The 16,489-nt window shown below is 65.9% G+C and carries 18 protein-coding genes; 5 read left to right on the top strand and 13 right to left on the bottom strand.

What is annotated here, in order from left to right:
* Nucleotides 1-170: 170 nt before the first annotated feature.
* The 10 genes from cheT to DSD28_RS17225 form a co-directional block, all read right to left on the bottom strand.
* Nucleotides 171-560 carry a chemotaxis protein CheT gene (gene cheT / locus DSD28_RS17270; protein ID WP_119257661.1) on the bottom strand — a complete coding sequence of 130 codons (390 nt, stop codon included), beginning with the start codon at nucleotides 558-560 and terminating at the stop codon, nucleotides 171-173.
* An 83-nt stretch (nucleotides 561-643) separates the two neighbouring features.
* Nucleotides 644-1,198, bottom strand: a complete 555-nt coding sequence (gene cheD / locus DSD28_RS17265) for a chemoreceptor glutamine deamidase CheD (RefSeq protein WP_119257660.1) — start codon at nucleotides 1,196-1,198, stop codon at nucleotides 644-646.
* Nucleotides 1,195-1,584, bottom strand: a complete 390-nt coding sequence (locus DSD28_RS17260; protein ID WP_119257659.1) for a response regulator — start codon at nucleotides 1,582-1,584, stop codon at nucleotides 1,195-1,197. Before DSD28_RS17260 ends, cheD begins: the two co-directional genes overlap by 4 nt.
* Entirely contained in the window at nucleotides 1,584-2,642 is a 1,059-nt protein-coding gene (cheB, locus tag DSD28_RS17255) for a protein-glutamate O-methylesterase CheB (protein WP_119257658.1), read from the bottom strand. The genes DSD28_RS17260 and cheB overlap by 1 nt, the downstream gene beginning before the upstream one ends.
* Complete coding sequence (gene cheR / locus DSD28_RS17250) at nucleotides 2,639-3,544, bottom strand: protein-glutamate O-methyltransferase CheR (RefSeq protein WP_119257657.1); 906 nt, start codon at nucleotides 3,542-3,544, stop codon at nucleotides 2,639-2,641. The genes cheB and cheR overlap by 4 nt, the downstream gene beginning before the upstream one ends.
* Nucleotides 3,541-4,005, bottom strand: coding sequence for a chemotaxis protein CheW (locus DSD28_RS17245; RefSeq protein ID WP_119257656.1), 465 nt, complete (start codon nucleotides 4,003-4,005; stop codon nucleotides 3,541-3,543). The genes cheR and DSD28_RS17245 overlap by 4 nt, the downstream gene beginning before the upstream one ends.
* Nucleotides 4,006-4,008: 3 nt before the next feature.
* Nucleotides 4,009-6,285, bottom strand: coding sequence for a chemotaxis protein CheA (locus tag DSD28_RS17240; RefSeq protein WP_119257655.1), 2,277 nt, complete (start codon nucleotides 6,283-6,285; stop codon nucleotides 4,009-4,011).
* Nucleotides 6,286-6,301: 16 nt separating this feature from the next.
* Nucleotides 6,302-6,667: a chemotaxis response regulator CheY1 gene (gene cheY1, locus DSD28_RS17235; RefSeq protein WP_069059983.1), complete on the bottom strand. Its 366-nt coding sequence runs from the start codon at nucleotides 6,665-6,667 to the stop codon at nucleotides 6,302-6,304.
* Nucleotides 6,664-6,963 carry an STAS domain-containing protein gene (locus DSD28_RS17230; protein ID WP_119257654.1) on the bottom strand — a complete coding sequence of 100 codons (300 nt, stop codon included), beginning with the start codon at nucleotides 6,961-6,963 and terminating at the stop codon, nucleotides 6,664-6,666. The genes cheY1 and DSD28_RS17230 overlap by 4 nt, the downstream gene beginning before the upstream one ends.
* 117 nt (nucleotides 6,964-7,080) lie before the next feature.
* A complete protein-coding gene (locus DSD28_RS17225; protein ID WP_245424863.1) occupies nucleotides 7,081-8,664 on the bottom strand; it encodes a globin-coupled sensor protein in 1,584 nt (527 codons plus the stop codon).
* Between the two features lie 623 nt (nucleotides 8,665-9,287).
* Between DSD28_RS17225 and DSD28_RS17220 the strand changes: the two genes are divergently transcribed.
* Nucleotides 9,288-9,542, top strand: coding sequence for a GlsB/YeaQ/YmgE family stress response membrane protein (locus DSD28_RS17220; protein ID WP_119257653.1), 255 nt, complete (start codon nucleotides 9,288-9,290; stop codon nucleotides 9,540-9,542).
* Between the two features lie 21 nt (nucleotides 9,543-9,563).
* Here the strand turns inward: DSD28_RS17220 and DSD28_RS17215 are convergent, their stop codons facing one another.
* On the bottom strand, nucleotides 9,564-9,848 hold the full coding sequence (locus DSD28_RS17215; RefSeq protein WP_162911441.1) for a hypothetical protein: 285 nt from the start codon (nucleotides 9,846-9,848) through the stop codon (nucleotides 9,564-9,566).
* A 110-nt stretch (nucleotides 9,849-9,958) separates the two neighbouring features.
* On the opposite strand from DSD28_RS17215, the gene DSD28_RS17210 reads away from it, so the two are divergent.
* From DSD28_RS17210 to DSD28_RS17200, 3 genes are read left to right on the top strand one after another with little or no spacing between them, the layout of a single operon-like run.
* On the top strand, nucleotides 9,959-10,585 hold the full coding sequence (locus DSD28_RS17210; RefSeq protein ID WP_119257775.1) for a ribonuclease D: 627 nt from the start codon (nucleotides 9,959-9,961) through the stop codon (nucleotides 10,583-10,585).
* 8 nt (nucleotides 10,586-10,593) lie between these two features.
* A complete protein-coding gene (locus DSD28_RS17205) occupies nucleotides 10,594-11,466 on the top strand; it encodes a DUF817 domain-containing protein (RefSeq protein WP_205536211.1) in 873 nt (290 codons plus the stop codon).
* A 51-nt stretch (nucleotides 11,467-11,517) separates the two neighbouring features.
* Entirely contained in the window at nucleotides 11,518-12,756 is a 1,239-nt protein-coding gene (locus DSD28_RS17200) for a hypothetical protein (protein WP_119257651.1), read from the top strand.
* Between the two features lie 3 nt (nucleotides 12,757-12,759).
* Here DSD28_RS17200 and DSD28_RS17195 read toward each other — a convergent pair whose 3' ends face one another.
* A complete protein-coding gene (locus DSD28_RS17195) occupies nucleotides 12,760-13,095 on the bottom strand; it encodes a DUF6665 family protein (protein ID WP_119257650.1) in 336 nt (111 codons plus the stop codon).
* Between the two features lie 58 nt (nucleotides 13,096-13,153).
* On the bottom strand, nucleotides 13,154-14,536 hold the full coding sequence (locus DSD28_RS17190) for a nicotinate phosphoribosyltransferase (RefSeq protein ID WP_119257649.1): 1,383 nt from the start codon (nucleotides 14,534-14,536) through the stop codon (nucleotides 13,154-13,156).
* Nucleotides 14,537-14,927: 391 nt separating this feature from the next.
* Between DSD28_RS17190 and DSD28_RS17185 the strand changes: the two genes are divergently transcribed.
* Entirely contained in the window at nucleotides 14,928-16,430 is a 1,503-nt protein-coding gene (locus DSD28_RS17185; RefSeq protein WP_119257648.1) for a hypothetical protein, read from the top strand.
* Nucleotides 16,431-16,489 lie beyond the last annotated feature (59 nt).

Genomic DNA, 16,489 nt, shown 5'->3' with positions numbered 1-16,489 from the left:
TTTCCGCACGCGCCGACCTGCCCCATGGAATACGCGGACCTGACTGATCCGGGCCGGAAACTAGACCGTGAAACTTGCGCGAGCATTTCGTGCCACGCGGAGCCGGCGGGCGAACGCAAAACGGCGCCCCGAGGGCGCCGCCGGACAGATCGTGTTTTTATCGAGTTCTCTCAGAAGGCCTCGAAATCGCCGGCCGCCTTGCCGATCGGCTGGGAATGGCCGTGGCGCATGCCGTTGCTCAGCGCCTTCTGCATGTCGGCAAGCTTCACCAGGTTCAGCGCCGTGGTGACGTCGACGACCCAGTTTTCGGGAATGCTGGCGGTGATCGTGTCGATGAACTCGGCAAGGCCGCGCGTCTTCTGGACGGCAAGGTCGATGCCCTGCATCACCATCATGCGCTCGTTGGCGTGTTCGGCTGTGTCCCCGTGCACGGCCGCGAGCTGCGGCTCGATGCGCTCGATCAGGTAGGCGACGTCGTGCAGTTCGGACACGATTCGCATCAGGACATCCGGAAGGGCTTCCTCCATGGCGGTCGCGGCACTCAGATAGTCGGCTTGCATGGATTACCCTTTTTCCCGTACGGCCGGCGAAGGCCGGCAACGCAATACAGTTCGTACTTTTTTCCTCGCGGCGAAGACGCCGCTCAGAAGAATTCGATCGAGCTCTCGACGGGCTTTGCAGGGCGGACCGGCCGCTGCTCCAGCGCCACCGTCTTCTGCGTCTCGACGCCCGTCAGGGCATATTGCCGGGCCCGGCCGCTCGACGGCCAGTATTCCAGCTTGCGCCCGTGCTCGCCACCCGTGCTCTCACCCACCACCTTGATGCCCTCGTCCATCAGGAACTGGCGCGCGAAGAGCGCGTTCTGCTCGCCGACATTGGAAAAGCGCGCAATTGTCCTCGCCCCGCCGAAGATCTTCGCCTCCAGCCGGTCGCGACGCGCGCCCTGCTTCAGGAGACCGTTGATCAGGAGCTCCATCAGATGAACGCCGTAGCGTGTGGCATCGCCCCCCGAGGCGAGCGCCTCGGCAGAGCCGGGCAGCAGGAAGTGGTTCATGCCACCGACGCCAAGGACCGGGTCGCGCATGCAGGCGGCCACGCACGAGCCGAGAATGGTGGTGAGCACCACATCCGGATCGTTGACGACCTTGTATTCGCCCTGAATGACATGGACGCGGCGCGCCCCGGCGTCTGATGTCATTTCAATGCCCCGAACACGGCTTCGATGGCTGCCTTCATCTTCTCGATGGTGAAGGGCTTGGCCAGGACGTTGTTCGCGCCGAGCGCCGCCGCCTTCTGCACCAGCGCGCGGTCGCCCTGCGCCGTCAGAATGATGAAGGCCGCCTTCTTGGTGTTCGGGTTGGACCGAACCGCCTGAAGGAACTCGATGCCATCCATCTTCGGCATGTTGAAGTCGGAGATGACGAGGTGGTGCGGCTGCTGGGTCATGATGGCCATGCCCTGCGCGCCGTCGCCTGCCGCGGTGATCTGCTTGAAGCCGAGCTGCTGCAGGGCGTCGCCCAGCAGCAGGCGGCTCGTCACCTGGTCGTCAACGATGAGTACTTTGATTTTTTCAGCGATAGACATTATTCGCTCCCTTCTCTACGGGCCGCAGTGATCTTCAAGATTTCCTCCCCTATGGAGGAGAGCGGAAACTGGTGCTCGACGGCGCCCAGCTCGAAAGCCACTCTCGGCATTCCATATACGATGCAGGTTTTTTCGTTCTGGCCGATGGTTCGCGCCCCTGCATGACGCATCTTCAGCAAGCCCGCCGCCCCGTCCCGGCCCATGCCGGTCAGGATGACGCCGACGGCATTGCGCCCGGCAAGTTCCGCAACCGAATCGAACAGCACGTCGACCGAGGGCCGATGACCGTTGACCGGATCCCGATCCAGCAACCGGCAGCAGGGCGCATGCGGATTGGCGACCTGGAGATGACGGTCGCCGCCCGGCGCCAGATAGATCTTGCCGATCTCCAGCCGCGCACCGTCCCTCGCTTCCTCCACGACCGGCGCGCAGAGGCGGTTCAGCCGCTCGGCGAAGCTTTTCGTGAAGGTCGGCGGCATGTGCTGCGTGATGACCGTCGGCGGGCAGTTGACCGGGAACTTCTGCAAGACCGCGATCAGCGCTTCCACGCCGCCCGTCGAGGCGCCGATGGCGACGATCCGCCGGCCCGGCTTGTAGCTTGCCGCCGCGTTCATGTTGGCGACGGTCGGCGCGAGCGGCGGCACGTCGGTGCGGATGAAACGACGCTGCGAGCGGGCGGCCGCCTTCACTTTCTCGGCAAGGTCGCCGAAGGGACGGGCGTCGCCCGGCTGCGGCTTGCCGACGCAATCGAAGGCGCCGATCTCCAGCGCCATCAGCGAGGCTTCTGCGCCGCGATGGGTGAGCGTCGAGACCATGATGACCGGCATGGGCCTCAGCCGCATGATCTTGTCGAGGAATTCGAGCCCGTTCATGTTCGGCATCTCGATATCCAGCGTCACGACGTCCGGATTGAGCTGCTTGATCGCGTTGCGGGCTTCCATGGCATCGCCCGCCTGCCCGACGACGTTGACGTCCGGGTCGGCATTGAGCACGGCCGTGATCAGGCCGCGCATGGTCGGCGAATCGTCGACGACGAGGACGCGCGCGGGTGCCATCATGCGCCCCTCCTGTGCTTGCCGGTATAGCGGTAGGTGGTGATGCCGATATTGTCGAACTGGTGCTTGGCCTCGCCCGAGACGCGCTCGGAATGGCCGATATAGAGGTGGCCGTTCTCGCCGAGCATGCCGGCGAAGCGCGACCAGATCTTCATCTGCGTCGGTTCGTCGAAATAGATGACGACGTTGCGGCAGAAGATGACGTCGAACGGGCCCTTGAACGGCCACTGGGCCATCAGGTTCAATTCGTTGAAGGTGATGAGCCGCTTCACCCGGTCATCGATCTGCCATTTCTGCCGGCCGCCGCTCTCGCTCTCGCGGAAGAACTGCTTGCGCATGGCGGGGCTGACGGTTTCGAGCGCGGTCGCGTCATAGGCGCCGGCGCGGGCGATGGCGAGAATCTTCGGGTCGATGTCCGTCGCGAGGATGCGGAAATCGTAATCCGCGACGTTCGGCATCAGCGACAGCACGGTGAGCGCGATGGAATAAGGTTCCTGCCCGTCGGAACAGGCCGCCGACCAGATGCGCACGCGCCCGCCGTTGCGGGCTCGGGCCAGAAGCTCCGGCAGGACGTCGGTGCGCATATGGTCGAAATGGTGGTTCTCGCGGAAGAAGCGCGTGAAGTTCGTCGTCAGGTGCGACAGCATCTCGCGGCGCGCGGCTGCGCCCGCCGGCGAGGAGACGAGCGCGCAATAATCCCGGAAGCCCTTGAGGCCGAGCTGGCGGATGTGCTTGGACAGGCGCGAATAGACGAGCGAGGCCTTGGTCTCGTTGAGATAGATGCCCGCATCCGCATAGATCATGGCCGCGATTTCGGAGAGGTCCCGGCGCGTCAGCGGGTATTCGCCGCTCGCCAGGCACTCGTCCGGAGATTGTCTGACATCGATGGCCGGGGAATAGGTCATGCGGCTTCGCTTTCCGTATGCGGGAACAGGGAGTCCAGTTCGATGAGGCAGATCATGCGGCCCTCGATGGCGAGAATGCCGCGCGCATAAGCCTTCTCGACCTCGTTCGCGATATCCGGCGTCGGCTGGATATTCTCGGGGGTCACGGTCAGGATGTCGGAGACCGCATCGACCAGCAGGCCCACCACCTTCGGCCCGACCTGGGCGACGATGATGACGTGGCGCACCGTCGGCTCGGCCGGCTTCATGCCGAGGCGAAGCGACATGTCGACGATCGGCAGCACGACGCCGCGCAGGTTGATCACGCCCAGCACGTAGGAGGGCGCATGCGGCATCGGCGTCGCCTGGGTCCATCCGCGGATTTCCCTGACCGACATGATGTTCACGCAGAACTCCTGGTCGCCGATCCGAAAGGCGATCAGTTCGCGTCCGTGGGTGAGAGTCTTGACCGCATTCGTCATGGCTTAACCGGTGGCAGCAAGCGAGATGTCTTGTTTCAGGGACTGGCCGCGCGAGGCGGCGACGACCGCATCGACGTCCAGGATGAGGGCGACGCGCCCGTCACCGAGAATGGTGGCGGCGGCAATGCCCGGGACGTGGGTGTAGTTCGCCTCCAGGCTCTTGATGACGACCTGGCGCTGGCCCTGGATCGCATCGACCATCAGGGCGCGCTGGCCGCCGCCTTCCGATTCGACGAGGAGCGCGACGCCGTCCATCGGGTTGGCCTGCGTGTTGCGGAAGTTGAGGATCCGGCCGACATCCACCAGCGGGCAGAAGGAGTTGCGGATCGAGATCAGCCGCTGCGAGGCGCCGAAGGAATGGATGGCGGAGGCTTCCGGCTGCAGCGTCTCGACGATGGCCGTCAGCGGCACGACGAGCGTCTGGCCGGCGACCGTGACCACCATGCCGTCGAGGACGGCGAGCGTCAGCGGCAGGCTCATGGTGAAGACGGAGCCCTGCCCCGGCTTGGACGAGATCGAGATGCGACCGCCGAGCGCCTGGATCGAGCGCTTGACCACGTCCATGCCGACGCCGCGGCCGGACAGGTCCGACACCTTGTCGGCGGTGGAGAAGCCGGCGTGGAAGATCAGGTTGTCGATCTCCTCGTCCGACAGGTTCGCATCGGCCGCGATCAGGTCGTTGTCGATGGCCTTCTGGCGCACCTTCTCGCGGTTGATGCCGGCGCCGTCGTCGGCCAGCTCGATGACGATGCGGCCCGAGCGGTGCTTTGCCGTGAGGCGGACGGTGCCTTCCGGGTTCTTGCCGAGGGCTTCGCGCTTCTCCGGCATTTCGAGGCCGTGGTCGACCGCGTTGCGGATCATATGCGTCAGCGGCTCGGCGAGCTTGTCGATGACGGTCTTGTCGACTTCGGTGTTCTCGCCTTCGGTGATGAGGCGGACCGACTTGCCGGTGATGTCGGCGATTTCGCGGACGGTGCGGGCCATGCGCTGGAAGACCGGCTTCACCGGCTGCGCGCGGATCGCCATCACCGAATCCTGGATCTCGCGGGTGAGCTGCTGCAGCTCCTCGAGGCCCATGTTGATGGAGGACGTGCCGTTCGTGTCGTTCTCGACCACGCTCTGCGAGAGCATCGCCTGGTTGATGACGAGCTCGCCGACGAGGTTGATCAGGCGGTCGACGCGGTCGAGATCGACGCGGATCGTCTGGCCTGCAGCGGCGGCCTGGTTCGCCTGCGCGGCGCTGGCGGCCGAGGCGGCGGCAGCGGCCTTGGCGTTTTCCGCGGCGCGGCTTGCAACCTGTGCAACCTTGGTGGCGGTTTCGGCGGCGGCGACGGCAGCGGCGGCATCGCTTTCGATGACGGCCGGCTCATCGGCGGCAGCGGCGCCACCGTCGTCGAGCATGGAAAGGTCGAAGGGAACGGGCTGCATCGGCAGCTCCTCGTCACCGGTCGCCTCACTGACCACATCTTCCTCGATGGTCTGGATATCCAGGTCGCAGTCCCATTCGGCGAATTCGAAGACGGAGCGCACGCCGTCCTCGCCCTTCTCGGTCGTCACCGAGATCTTCCAGGAGAAATAGGCTTCCTCCGGGTTCATCTTGTCGAGCGTCGGCAGGGCGTCCATGTCGCAATAGACGCTCATCTCGCCGAGGCGGGAAACGTCGCGCAGCAGGAGGACGGCTTCGTTGCCCTTGGCGTAGAGGTCCTTCTTCGGCTTGAACGCGACCTGGACGGTCGGCACGTAATGGTCGGCCGGTTCCTCGTCGAAATCGCCGAAGGAGAAGGGGATCGGCTGGAAGCCTTCGTCGTTGACCGGCGGCTGCTCCACCACGGGCGCCGGCGCGGCGGCCTTGGGGGCTGCGGCAGGCTTCGGCGCGGGCTCGGCGGCGGCGGGCGCCTCGCCATGGGCCAGCGCTTCCAGTTCGCGGATCAGGGTACGGCTGCGCGATTCGTCGACGCTTCCGCCGTCGCGCGCCGCATTGGTGAGATCCGCCAGCACGTCGGCGGACTTCAGCATGACCTTCAGGACATCCTGGGTCGGCTCCAGCTTGTTGGATCGAACGCAATCCAGTGTCGTCTCGAACACATGGGCGAAGGAGACGAGATCATCGAGACCGAATGCACCGGCGCCGCCCTTGATCGAGTGGACGGCACGGAACACGGCATTGACCGTTTCGGGGTCGCGATCACCGTCGTTCAGCTTCAAGAGACCGGATTCCAGTTCCGCGAGCTGCTCCTCGCACTCCTGGAAGAATATCTCTTTGATTTCGTTCATATCCATCGGGAGAATCCTGGATTTAGGCGGTTACGCGCTCGATTGCGTCGATCAGCTTGGTCGGATCGAAGGGCTTGACGATCCAGCCCGTCGCACCGGCCTGGCGGGCGCGGTTCTTCTTCTCGGCGTCGCTCTCAGTGGTGAGGACGAGGATCGGGATCGCCCGGTACTTCTCGTTGCGGCGCACGCCCTCGATGAAGCCGAAGCCGTCGAGGCGCGGCATGTTGATGTCGGTGACGATGACATCCGGGTTGGCGTTTTCCAGCACTTCCAGGCCCTCGATGCCGTCTTCGGCCTGGATGGTCTCAAAGCCCGCATTGTTGAGGGTGACCAGCAGCATGTTCCGGATCGTCCGGGAATCGTCCACGGTCAGGACTTTCTTCTTCATTGCCTAGCCTCCTGTGCCAGCAGGTGATCGATGTTCACGCCGATGAGTTGCAGCGTCTTGATGAAAGGGTCGGACACCTTGTTGAAGGTGAAGGGCTGCCTGTCCTCTTCCCAGCTCTTGGCGCCCGCCATCAGAACCTGGGCGCAGAGCGCGCCGACCCGCTCGACCGCCGAGGCGTCGATGACGAGCGGATTGCCCTTGAGGCTCATGAGCTGCGCGTGCAGGGCCGAGGCCTCGTTGAGATCGAGAACGGGGGCAAGGCTTAGACTTTTCTGAGCGGCTTTCTTGCTCGCCATTAGGGTGTTCCTTGTCTGCGTCTGTCCAAAATCGTCTTGGCCGCGGGCGGCTGGCTTCCATCGGAAAGCCGGCTGCGCGCCGTCGAGAACCAGTGCCGGGGCCGCCTTTCGACCATCTCAGCCTCCAAAGCCGGCGGCGCGCGCCGTCAGGAAATCGAGAGGAGAGGCCGGCGTCTCGATCCGCTCGGGCACGGCGCGCGCAGCGGGCCGGGCCGGGCGCGGATCGCGCTGGGCAAGATGGAATTGCCGCACCGTGCGGCCGAGTTCGAGAATGACGGTCTGGAGATCGCCGCCCATCGCGCCGACGCGGCCGGCGTCCGTGGCATCGGCCTCCAGCGCGCGGCCGGTCCGGCCGATCTCGGCGGTAACGCCTTCCAATCCTTCGGCGTCGGCGGCGCTTTCGCGCGCGATGCCGGTGATGGCCTCGTTGATGCCCTCGACCTGGCGAACGATGTTGCCGATCGCGTCCTGGGTGCGGTGGACATGCTCGACGCCTACCTCCACCTGCGCCTTGGTGCCGGTGACGAGCTGCTTGATCTCGCGCGCCGCATCGGCCGAGCGCTGGGCGAGCGCGCGCACTTCCTGCGCGACGACCGCAAAGCCGCGGCCGCTGTCGCCGGCACGCGCTGCCTCGATGCCGGCATTGAGCGCCAGCAGGTTGGTCTGGAAGGCGATCTCGTCGATGACGCCGATGATCTGGCCGATCTTCTCCGCCGATGCCTCGATATCCGCCATGGCGGACATCGCTTCGCCGACGATGGAGCCGCTGAGCGCGACCGACTGCTGGGTCGAGGCGGCGGCGCCCTGCGCCTTGCGCGTTTCGCCGAGCGTGTTGCGCACGCGCTCGACGATGGCGCCGAGGGCGTTGGCGGTTTCGATGAGGTTGGCGGACTGCTCGGCGGAGCGCGCCGAGAGCGTGCCCGCGCCGGAGGCGAGCGTCGCAACGAGCCGGTCGCTCTCGTTCGCATTGTCGGCGACGGCGGTGAGGCGCGCCTGGATTTCGGCGAGCGCGTCGTTCAGCGTCCCGGCAAGATCGCGCCAGGCTTCGGGCATCTCGCCGGTGACGCGGGCGGAGAAATCGAGCTGCGAAAGGCCACGGATGGCATCGCCGAAGACGCGGTCGAGTTCGGCCTGGTCTTCCTTGCGTTGTTCGCCAAGCGCGCGGTTATGCGCGTGGCGCATCTGGTTGAAGCGCAGCGAGACGCCGATCTCCGCATCGACCATGGCCGTGCGCAGGAAGGCGGAGACGAGATCGGTCAGTTCCTTGCGGCGGGCCTTGCCGCCGGGCAGGATGGATTTCGGCCAATATTCCTCGATGAGACCGGTGACGACCGTCTCGACGACGACCGAATGGCCGGCAATGCGCCAGCGCGGGTCGAGGCCCATCTGGCTTTCGCTGTCGGCAAGAACCTTGACGCGCTCGGCATAGAGCCCGTCGAAGCGGGCGTCGGTCAGCACGCTCCAGTGGGAACTCTGGAGGTCGTGCAAGCGGTCGATCTGGCGCTCGCTCTGGAAATGGCGGGCGGCATCGGGAAAGGTCTGGAAGCGCTGGAAGAGATCGCGAAGGGCCGTTTCGACATGCCGTTCGAGCGTCTGGCGGTGGCGGCGGAGCAATTCGCCCTGGTCGGCCTCGACGCCGGCAAAGCGCAAACGGTCGCGCAGGCTGGCTGCCTGTCCCGTTCGTGCCTGTTCTGCCGGCATTTCCTGCACCAATCTGCTCCCAAACCATGATGCCCGGCCGCCTCGCGGCGACCGCTGAATTCTTTCATGGAGGAGGGCTGGCCGAGCCGTGCTCACGGAGCGGCGCCCCGCCGGCAAAGCGGCCTGCGGCACCACTCGACGATCCATGATCAAATTCGGTGAAACTCGAATACCGGCTCGGTTCCGGTACGGCGGTTCGGCGTCATGCCTGGGTGAGAAACGGCGAATTTCCCATTCCGACGTGTAGAGCCCATGTTTATGGTTAATTCCTTGCCTGAAGGTTAATGGTTCATAGTCCACTTCTGGCATCGCTAAAATTAACTCGACCCGACGTTGCACAAGCCACGGGCAAGCTCGCGCGCGTAGGACGGCCATGCACACTGACAATGTCGTCAGGAGGAACGGGCAATGATTGTTCTGGGACTGGGCGCCACCGCCATCGCTTCGGCAACGCTCGCGGCCATCTGTCTTCTCATCGGGATCGATGCGGGGCGCGCGCCGATGAGGGCACGGGTTTTCTAGCGCATCGCGCCGGAAGCCCCGTCACGCGCCCCCTTGCTTTCCCCCGCGCGCCTGCCACATTCTGGGAGGCGACGGAATGAGACCGTCAAAGGGAGCACATCATGGGCATTGAAAGCATTCTGGTATTCCTCATCGTCGGCGCGATCGCGGGCTGGCTTGCCGGCCTTATCGTCTCGGGCTTCGGTTTCGGGCTGATCGGCAACATCGTCGTCGGCATCGTCGGCGCGTTCATCGCCGGCTACCTCTTCCCCGCGCTGGGCATCAGCCTCGGCAGCGGCATCGTCGCCGCGATCATCCACTCCACGATCGGCGCGGTCATCCTGCTCGTGCTCATCAAGGTCATCAAGCGCGCCTGACAACGCAGCGGGCGCTGCCGCCTACCAGTTGAGGCCCCGCAGGGCGCGGATGCTGGAGGGCGGCAGCCTCGTGCTGCTCGAGGTGATGCCGTTTTCCTCGCAGACATAGACATTGCGCGGCATCCAGCGGGATTTCGTGCTGCGCGGCACCTCGATGGCCTGCCGGCAATTCATGCCGTTGCTGTTGCTGTATTCCTCGGTGGCGTCGGACGGGACGACGCCGGGAAGGTCCTTGAAGGCCTGCGCGTGACCGGCGGCGGCGGGCAGCAGGACCGCAAGGAGGGCAAGGATCGCTGGTGTCTTCATCGTCTTTTCCGGCAGCGTGCCGGCCTTCCGCATTTCACAAAGAGGTACCGCAGGCGGGCAACATGCGCTATAGGCCAGCGGATATTCAGATAGCTTAGATGGGGTTTTTCATGGCAAGTGCAATCCGGTATCACGAAGGCGACATCCCCGCCGCCGACGCCGCCCGCTATACCGGCGCCATCGCCATCGACACCGAAACGCTCGGCCTCGTGCCGCGCCGCGACCGGCTCTGCGTCGTGCAGCTCTCGCCGGGCGACGGCACCGCCGACGTCATCCGCATCGCCGCCGGCCAGAAGGAGGCGCCGAACCTCACCGCCATGCTGGAAGATCCGGCCCGCCAGAAGATCTTCCATTACGGCCGCTTCGACATCGCCGTGCTGTTCCACACCTTCGGCGTCACCACCACGCCGGTCTTCTGCACCAAGATCGCCTCGCGCCTGACCCGGACCTATACCGACCGCCACGGCCTCAAGGACAATCTCAAGGAAATGCTCGAGGTCGACATTTCCAAGCAGCAGCAGTCCTCCGACTGGGCCGCCGAGACGCTCTCGCCCGCGCAGCTCGAATATGCCGCCTCGGACGTGCTGCATCTCCATGCGCTGCGCGACAAGCTCACCGCCCGCCTCTTGCGCGACGGCCGCGCCGAGCATGCGGATGCGTGCTTCGCCTTCCTGCCGACCCGCGCCAAGCTCGACCTGCTCGGCTGGGACGAGACCGACATCTTCGCCCATAGCTGAGCCCCTTCGTGGAGAGCGACAGGCCGCACCAGACCGGGCCGACGCTGGAGCCGCTGCGCCGGCTGATCCGCGGCCGGCTCGAAAGGCTTCCCCCCGGGCTTGCCGAATTCATCCTGTTCGGCCTCAAGCAGGCCTGGGCCTGCCTTTTCGCCGGCCTGATGCTCGGCCTCATCATCCTCACCAAGCTCGTCTGGCAGCCGGACTGGCCGATCCATCGCTACGACGCGCTGTTCGTGTCGGCGCTCGCGATCCAGGTCACCTTCCTCGCGCTGAAGATGGAGACCGTCGAGGAAGCCAAGGTCATCCTGATCTATCACCTCGTCGGCACAGCGATGGAGATCTTCAAGGTCCATATGGGGTCCTGGGCCTATCCGGAGGCGGCGATCATCCGCCTTGGCGGCGTGCCGCTCTTTTCCGGCTTCATGTATGCCTCGGTCGGCAGCTACATGGCGCGCGCCATCCGCATCTTCGACATGCGCTTCACGCGCTATCCACCCTTCTGGGCGACGGCGCTGCTGGCGGCCGCGATCTATGCCAATTTCTACCTGCACCACTTCCTCGCCGATATCCGCATCGCCCTCTTCGCCGCGACGGTGCTGCTTTTCGGGCGCGTGCGCATCTATTACACGGTGGAGGAAAAGCCGCGCTGGATGCCGCTCGTGGTTGCCGCCTTCTTCACCAGCATCTTCCTCTGGATCGCCGAGAACATCGGCACGGCAACGGGCGTCTGGCTCTATCCGGGCCAGCAGACATGGCACATGGTGCCCTTCACCAAGCTCGGCTCGTGGTATCTGCTGCTCTATGTCAGCTTCGTGCTCGTGACGATCGTCTGCCGGCCGGAGCCGCCGGATGCCGCGCCGGCCCGGGCGGGACAGGCTTAACGTCCAGTTAACGGCCTCGACGGTATTCTCCGGGCAAGACCGGAGGTTGCCATGTTGACACCCCTGCAGAGCGCGCAGTCCACCGCCGCCGTCTCGGCCATGCAGTCGATCGTCGAGACGATCGAGGATCGCCGCCGCGAGGAAGCGGAAAAAGCGAGCGGGCAGAAGAAGGACGAGATCCGCGCCCAGGCCGAGCTGCGCTCGGACGATACCGCACGCCAGGCCAATGCCCGCATCAACGAGCATTTCTTCGGCAGCAATGCCCGCGGCGGCGACACGCTCGCCAAGCTGATCTCCCGCTTCAGCGAGACGCTCGGCGTCAGCCAGCAGGACGGCGAGACCGCCCGTGCCTTCGCCCAGCGCCTCGCCGACAAGCTCACCCTCATCGACAGCGTCGGGCTTCCGGCCAAGGACGGCACGTCCGGCGTCACCCTGCTTTCGCTCGGCACCACCCTTTCTGCCGTAAAGCAGGCGATGAGCGGCGCCTCGGACGACGCGGCCGCCAACCTCGTCGCCCGCCTTGCCCTCGCGACCGGCATGACACAGGGCGAAGACGAGGCGGATGCCGATTTCCAGCAGCGCCTTTCCGCCATGCTCACGCGCCAGCGCGGCGAATTGCCGGCGGACGTGGCGACGCTCGAAAAAACCACCGGCCTTTCCGATCTCGGCCTCAGGGCGAGCGACCTCGTCGCGGCGATCCGCGACCCCTATGGGGCAAGCGCCCAGCGCGTGAAGGAAGCGCTGGCCGACAAGGCGGAGGCAGAAAAAGCGCTGACGCCGGAAATGCGCAAGGTGCTGGCGCGCCTCGAAGATACGGCGAAGCCGAAATCGCTGGAGGAACTGAGGCTCGACCGGAGCAAGCGCGACCCGACTCGCATCGAGGATGCGCAAACGCGCAAGGAGCGCGAGGAAACGATCGGCAAGCTCGAAGCCGGCGACAGGCTGGAGGACGTCCGGAAGCTTCAGGATGCCGTGGGCCGCGCCCATGAGGACGCCGCAAAGGGCGAGACGGGCGACAAGGCGTTCGGCGATGTGCTCGACACGATCCAGCTTCTGGCCTCAGGCGCCGAGGCGACGGCGATCGCCGACAGGACGGCAGAGAAACCTCACGACAATGCTACATCCGGCACGGACACGCCGGCCGAAACCAGCGGCGAGGCGGTGCGCAATCTCGATACGGCCGGCACCCGCGAGCAGCAGGAACGGGAAGAGGCGAGGAAGGATATCTTCGTGCTGCGCGTCGACGACAACGGGATCTACGACCTCATCACCCGCCAGCTCGTCGCCTGACGGCTACGGCTTGCGCCGCACGATGCCAAGCCGCGCCATGACCTCCGGCGGAATGCCGTAGCGGCGGATCGCGTCCTTCTGGCTGCGCAGGCCGCACATTTCGCGCTGGATGAAGAAGGCCCAGACCTTGTCGGCCGCGTCGTCGAGGAGGTCTTCGCGCTCCTGCCCGCCGCAGCCGGCGGCCAGCCGCTCAGCAAGGAGAGCCAGCGCCTTCTCCACCTTCAGCCCATGCCGGCCGAGCGAGTCCGCCCGCTCCGACATCAATTCGTATTCGAGGATATTGAGCCCCGTATCCTTCGTGAAGGAAGGGGCGAGCGCCTGCGGCGGGCGAACCGTCATCTCTCGTCTCCAGTCATGAACCTGAAGATGGAGCGGCCGGGGCCGGACCGCAAGGGCCTCAGACGGCGCGGGCGCGCACCTCGTCGAGGGTCCAGTCCACCAGCAGCCTTCCGTCGCGCCAGACCGGCTGCAACAGGTTCTGCCGGCCGGCAAGCTGGTCGACGCGCGCCGCTTCCGGGCCGAGATAGCCTTCGACCACCGCCTGTCGGCCGGCCTTGGAGGCCTTGACGTTCATGGTCGCCGGGCGCTTGTAGACGTCGTGCCAGGCGCCCTTGGTGTCCTGCCGGGCATTGGCCTTCATGGCGAAGGAATAGGTATCGCGATTGACGCGCTGGAGCAGCCCCGCGCCCATGCCGAAGGCGATGTTCTCCGCCGAGAAGCCGAAGGCCTCCAGCCGGCCGAGGATGAGGCCGATATCGGCGGGCGAGATGCCGTCGCCCTGGATGACGCGCACGCTGTTGTCGAGCACCTTGTAGCCCTTTGCATTGAGATGCGTGCCGAAGGCATAGGCGAGCTGGCGCACCACCTGCACCGGGGTTTCCACCGGATCGCCGCTGTCGGGACGCACGACGAGCGTGCCGCCGGCCGCCTGCACGCGGTCCTTGAGCTGCTTGCCCCAGATCTCCGAAACGGCATTGTTGATGTCGTAGCTGTCCGACACGACGGCATAGAGCCCCTTGCTGCCGAACTGGTCGATCATGTTGCCATAGGCTTCCGCCTCGCGGTCCTGACCCCAGGAGGTCATGGTCGAGTGCTCGGAGGCCGGGATCGAGAAGCCGGCCATGTCCGCGCCGTAGTAGCGGCGGGCATAGAGCACGCCGGTCACCGTATCCGTGCCCATGAAATTGACGAGATGGGCGACGCCGCCGATGCCGGCCTGCTCGAAGCTCGTCGTGCCGCGCGCGCCGAAATCATGCAGGCGGAAGGGCAGCACCGCGGCCGGGTCTTCGCAGGTCTTTTCCAGGATGGGCTGGATGATCTGCTTCACCTTGCGCGAATTGGAAGCGACCGTGCTCGGATACCAGATGGCGCGCAGCAGCGCGGTCTCGATATAGGAGGTCAGCCAGAAGCAGGCCGGGTCCGTGTTGACCACCTGCGCCACCGGCACGCCGCGGCGCACCAGCGTGCCCTCCGGCAGCGCCTCGATGAGGAGCGGCAGGTAGCCGCCGTGCTTGTGGACAATATGTTCCCAGCCTTCGCGGTTGAACGGCAGGCCATGGGCGGTGACGATCGCCTCCGCCTCGTCGATGTCCGAAAGCGTCACGGGCTTCGACAGGTATTCCTTGAGGAACATCTGGAGGCCGAAGAACAGCACCTCGGCATGGTCGGAATGGCCGCGCGCCTCGACATAGGAGGAGATCGCCTGCGTTTGCGGCGGATATTGCAGGTAGTGGCTGAACTTGTAGCTGTCGGTATTGAGGATGAGGTTGGTGAGGTTCATCAGGGGTCTCCGCCGCATCCGCCGCCCGCCTCCGGCCAACAGTGCCGGGAAGATTTACGCGAGCCGAGCATAAGGGGCAAGGGCGCTGCGAAAGCAACCTCGCCGTTCTACTGCATCTGCGAAGTATTCATGGTCCGTTAGCATTTCGTTAACCATAAAATGCCAATGGTAGGAACCAAAGCGTTGTTCGGCGTTCCGGGTTTCCCGTCCCGCACAGTCAGCGGTCCAGTGCTCTGCCGGTTCTTCCCGCCGCCCCCGCATGAATGCCCGGTTCGCCGGGCCGACAGCTTGTCACTTCGCAGCGTCGCGCATGATGCGCCATCCGACGGACGATGGAACATTGGCAGGCCCTTGCGATGGACGGCATCGGCAGGGCGAACAGGAGGCGGGCATGCTGCCGCATGTGGCACCGACGACCGGCACAGCGCAGTCCACCCCTGCCCTTCAGGCGGGCGGGACGGCCGATGCCGCCGTCAAGCCGCAGCTTTCCGCCGCCGCCCTTGCCAATCTGCGCGCCGAAGTGCTCCTGCGCCTCATCGAGACCATGCTGAAGCACATGCCGCCGGCCGGCGGGACCGATCCCGGCCGCGATCTCCTCGAGACGCTGCTTACCCTCCTGAAGTCCATGCCCGGCGGGGAAGGCGGCCGCAAGCTCGCCGACATCATCACAAGGCTGCCGCCGGAGCTGCGCCCGAGCGTGGAAAAGCTGATCGGCACCGTGCTTTCCGCCATGCCGACGCGCAGCCTCGTCGAGGTCGTGCGCAATCCGAACGGGCCGGAAGCGCAGAAGCTCGCCAATCTCCTGACAACCAGCCTGCCGGCCGAGACGCTTGCCGGCGGCGCTGCCGAACGCCAGCAGAAGCCGGTCGCGCTCACCGCCCAGCAGCTTGCCGCGGTCGCGCGCCACGACGGCACGCAGCAGGCCGGGCAGACGCCCGGCGATGCCCGCGCGCTCCAGACCGTGCTGAAGCGCATCTTCGATCTCGACGGCAACAGCAGGCCACGCGCCCTGCCCGCCGACACGGCCGAGGCCGACGAGCCGCTGCCCCTCCAGAGCCGAGCCGCCGTCGCGACCGGCGGGTCGGCCCGCGCGGAACCGCGCCTGCCCGCCGCAAAGGCCGCAGGACAGGAACCGCTGGAAGCCGCCGCCGCGACGCTCCGCCATCAAGGCAGCGCCGAAGAACTGGATGCACCCGCCCCCATCGCGAAGCGCGCCGAGACGCCGGTGCGGGCGCAGATCGCCAATGCAGCCGGCCAGGCGCTCGCGCGTGGCGTCTTGCAGGCCGTGACGCGGGACATGCCGCCCGAAATGCTCATGCAGGCCGTCGCACATCTGATGGAAAACCTTTCGCCGGAAGAGGCGAGCTTCCTGCGCACGCTGCTCGAACGCCCCTTCGGGCCGGAGGTCGAGCAGGAGCTCGCCCAGATGGTCCGCGGTCAGGCCGAGGACGGCGCCCGGACAGGCGGCAAGGCACAGCCGGAGACGACGCATTCGACACAGCCGCGCCCGGCGGGCGAGCCCGACAAGCCGCTGCCCCTGCAGCAGGCGCGCTGGGCCGCCCCCGCCGTGGTGCTCGCCGACGCCACGCCGGAAAGGCTTGTGGCAACGCCGATGCTGCGCGAGGGCGTGCCGCTCGCCTTCGTGCCCTACCTGCCGGCCGAAGAGAATGTCGAATGGCCGGAACCGCGCGAGGCGGAGCAGGACGAGGCTGGCGAGGAAAACCAAGGCGAAGACGGCGGCGGCGAGGCGGAAGCGGAAGCGGAGGGCGACGCCCCGGGCGAAGAGCCCGAAAGCGCAGACATGGCGCGCCGTCGCGAGAAGACGGCGGAGATGGTCGGCGTTCTGGAGCCCGGCCTCGTCTTCTACCAGAAGCTCGGCGACTACTGGACCTGACAAATCTCCAAAGAAAAAGCCCGCGGGGATCGCTCCCCGCGGGCTCTTCATTTCGTAAG

Origin of the sequence: Shinella zoogloeoides, from assembly GCF_003574625.1 — a bacterium.
GTDB lineage: Bacteria > Pseudomonadota > Alphaproteobacteria > Rhizobiales > Rhizobiaceae > Shinella > Shinella zoogloeoides_A.
This window is presented reverse-complemented; position numbering and strand designations above follow the sequence as displayed.

Bases quoted from the DNA above. Each gene is read 5' to 3' on its own strand.
- cheT (WP_119257661.1), bottom strand. From the start codon at position 560: ATGCAAGCCGACTATCTGAGTGCCGCGACCGCCATGGAGGAAGCCCTT.
- cheD (WP_119257660.1), bottom strand. From the start codon at position 1,198: ATGACATCAGACGCCGGGGCGCGCCGCGTCCATGTCATTCAGGGCGAA.
- DSD28_RS17260 (WP_119257659.1), bottom strand. From the start codon at position 1,584: ATGTCTATCGCTGAAAAAATCAAAGTACTCATCGTTGACGACCAGGTG.
- cheB (WP_119257658.1), bottom strand. From the start codon at position 2,642: ATGATGGCACCCGCGCGCGTCCTCGTCGTCGACGATTCGCCGACCATG.
- cheR (WP_119257657.1), bottom strand. From the start codon at position 3,544: ATGACCTATTCCCCGGCCATCGATGTCAGACAATCTCCGGACGAGTGC.
- DSD28_RS17245 (WP_119257656.1), bottom strand. From the start codon at position 4,005: ATGACGAATGCGGTCAAGACTCTCACCCACGGACGCGAACTGATCGCC.
- DSD28_RS17240 (WP_119257655.1), bottom strand. From the start codon at position 6,285: ATGGATATGAACGAAATCAAAGAGATATTCTTCCAGGAGTGCGAGGAG.
- cheY1 (WP_069059983.1), bottom strand. From the start codon at position 6,667: ATGAAGAAGAAAGTCCTGACCGTGGACGATTCCCGGACGATCCGGAAC.
- DSD28_RS17230 (WP_119257654.1), bottom strand. From the start codon at position 6,963: ATGGCGAGCAAGAAAGCCGCTCAGAAAAGTCTAAGCCTTGCCCCCGTT.
- DSD28_RS17225 (WP_245424863.1), bottom strand. From the start codon at position 8,664: ATGCCGGCAGAACAGGCACGAACGGGACAGGCAGCCAGCCTGCGCGAC.
- DSD28_RS17220 (WP_119257653.1), top strand. From the start codon at position 9,288: ATGGGCATTGAAAGCATTCTGGTATTCCTCATCGTCGGCGCGATCGCG.
- DSD28_RS17215 (WP_162911441.1), bottom strand. From the start codon at position 9,848: ATGAAGACACCAGCGATCCTTGCCCTCCTTGCGGTCCTGCTGCCCGCC.
- DSD28_RS17210 (WP_119257775.1), top strand. From the start codon at position 9,959: ATGGCAAGTGCAATCCGGTATCACGAAGGCGACATCCCCGCCGCCGAC.
- DSD28_RS17200 (WP_119257651.1), top strand. From the start codon at position 11,518: ATGTTGACACCCCTGCAGAGCGCGCAGTCCACCGCCGCCGTCTCGGCC.
- DSD28_RS17195 (WP_119257650.1), bottom strand. From the start codon at position 13,095: ATGACGGTTCGCCCGCCGCAGGCGCTCGCCCCTTCCTTCACGAAGGAT.
- DSD28_RS17190 (WP_119257649.1), bottom strand. From the start codon at position 14,536: ATGAACCTCACCAACCTCATCCTCAATACCGACAGCTACAAGTTCAGC.
- DSD28_RS17185 (WP_119257648.1), top strand. From the start codon at position 14,928: ATGCTGCCGCATGTGGCACCGACGACCGGCACAGCGCAGTCCACCCCT.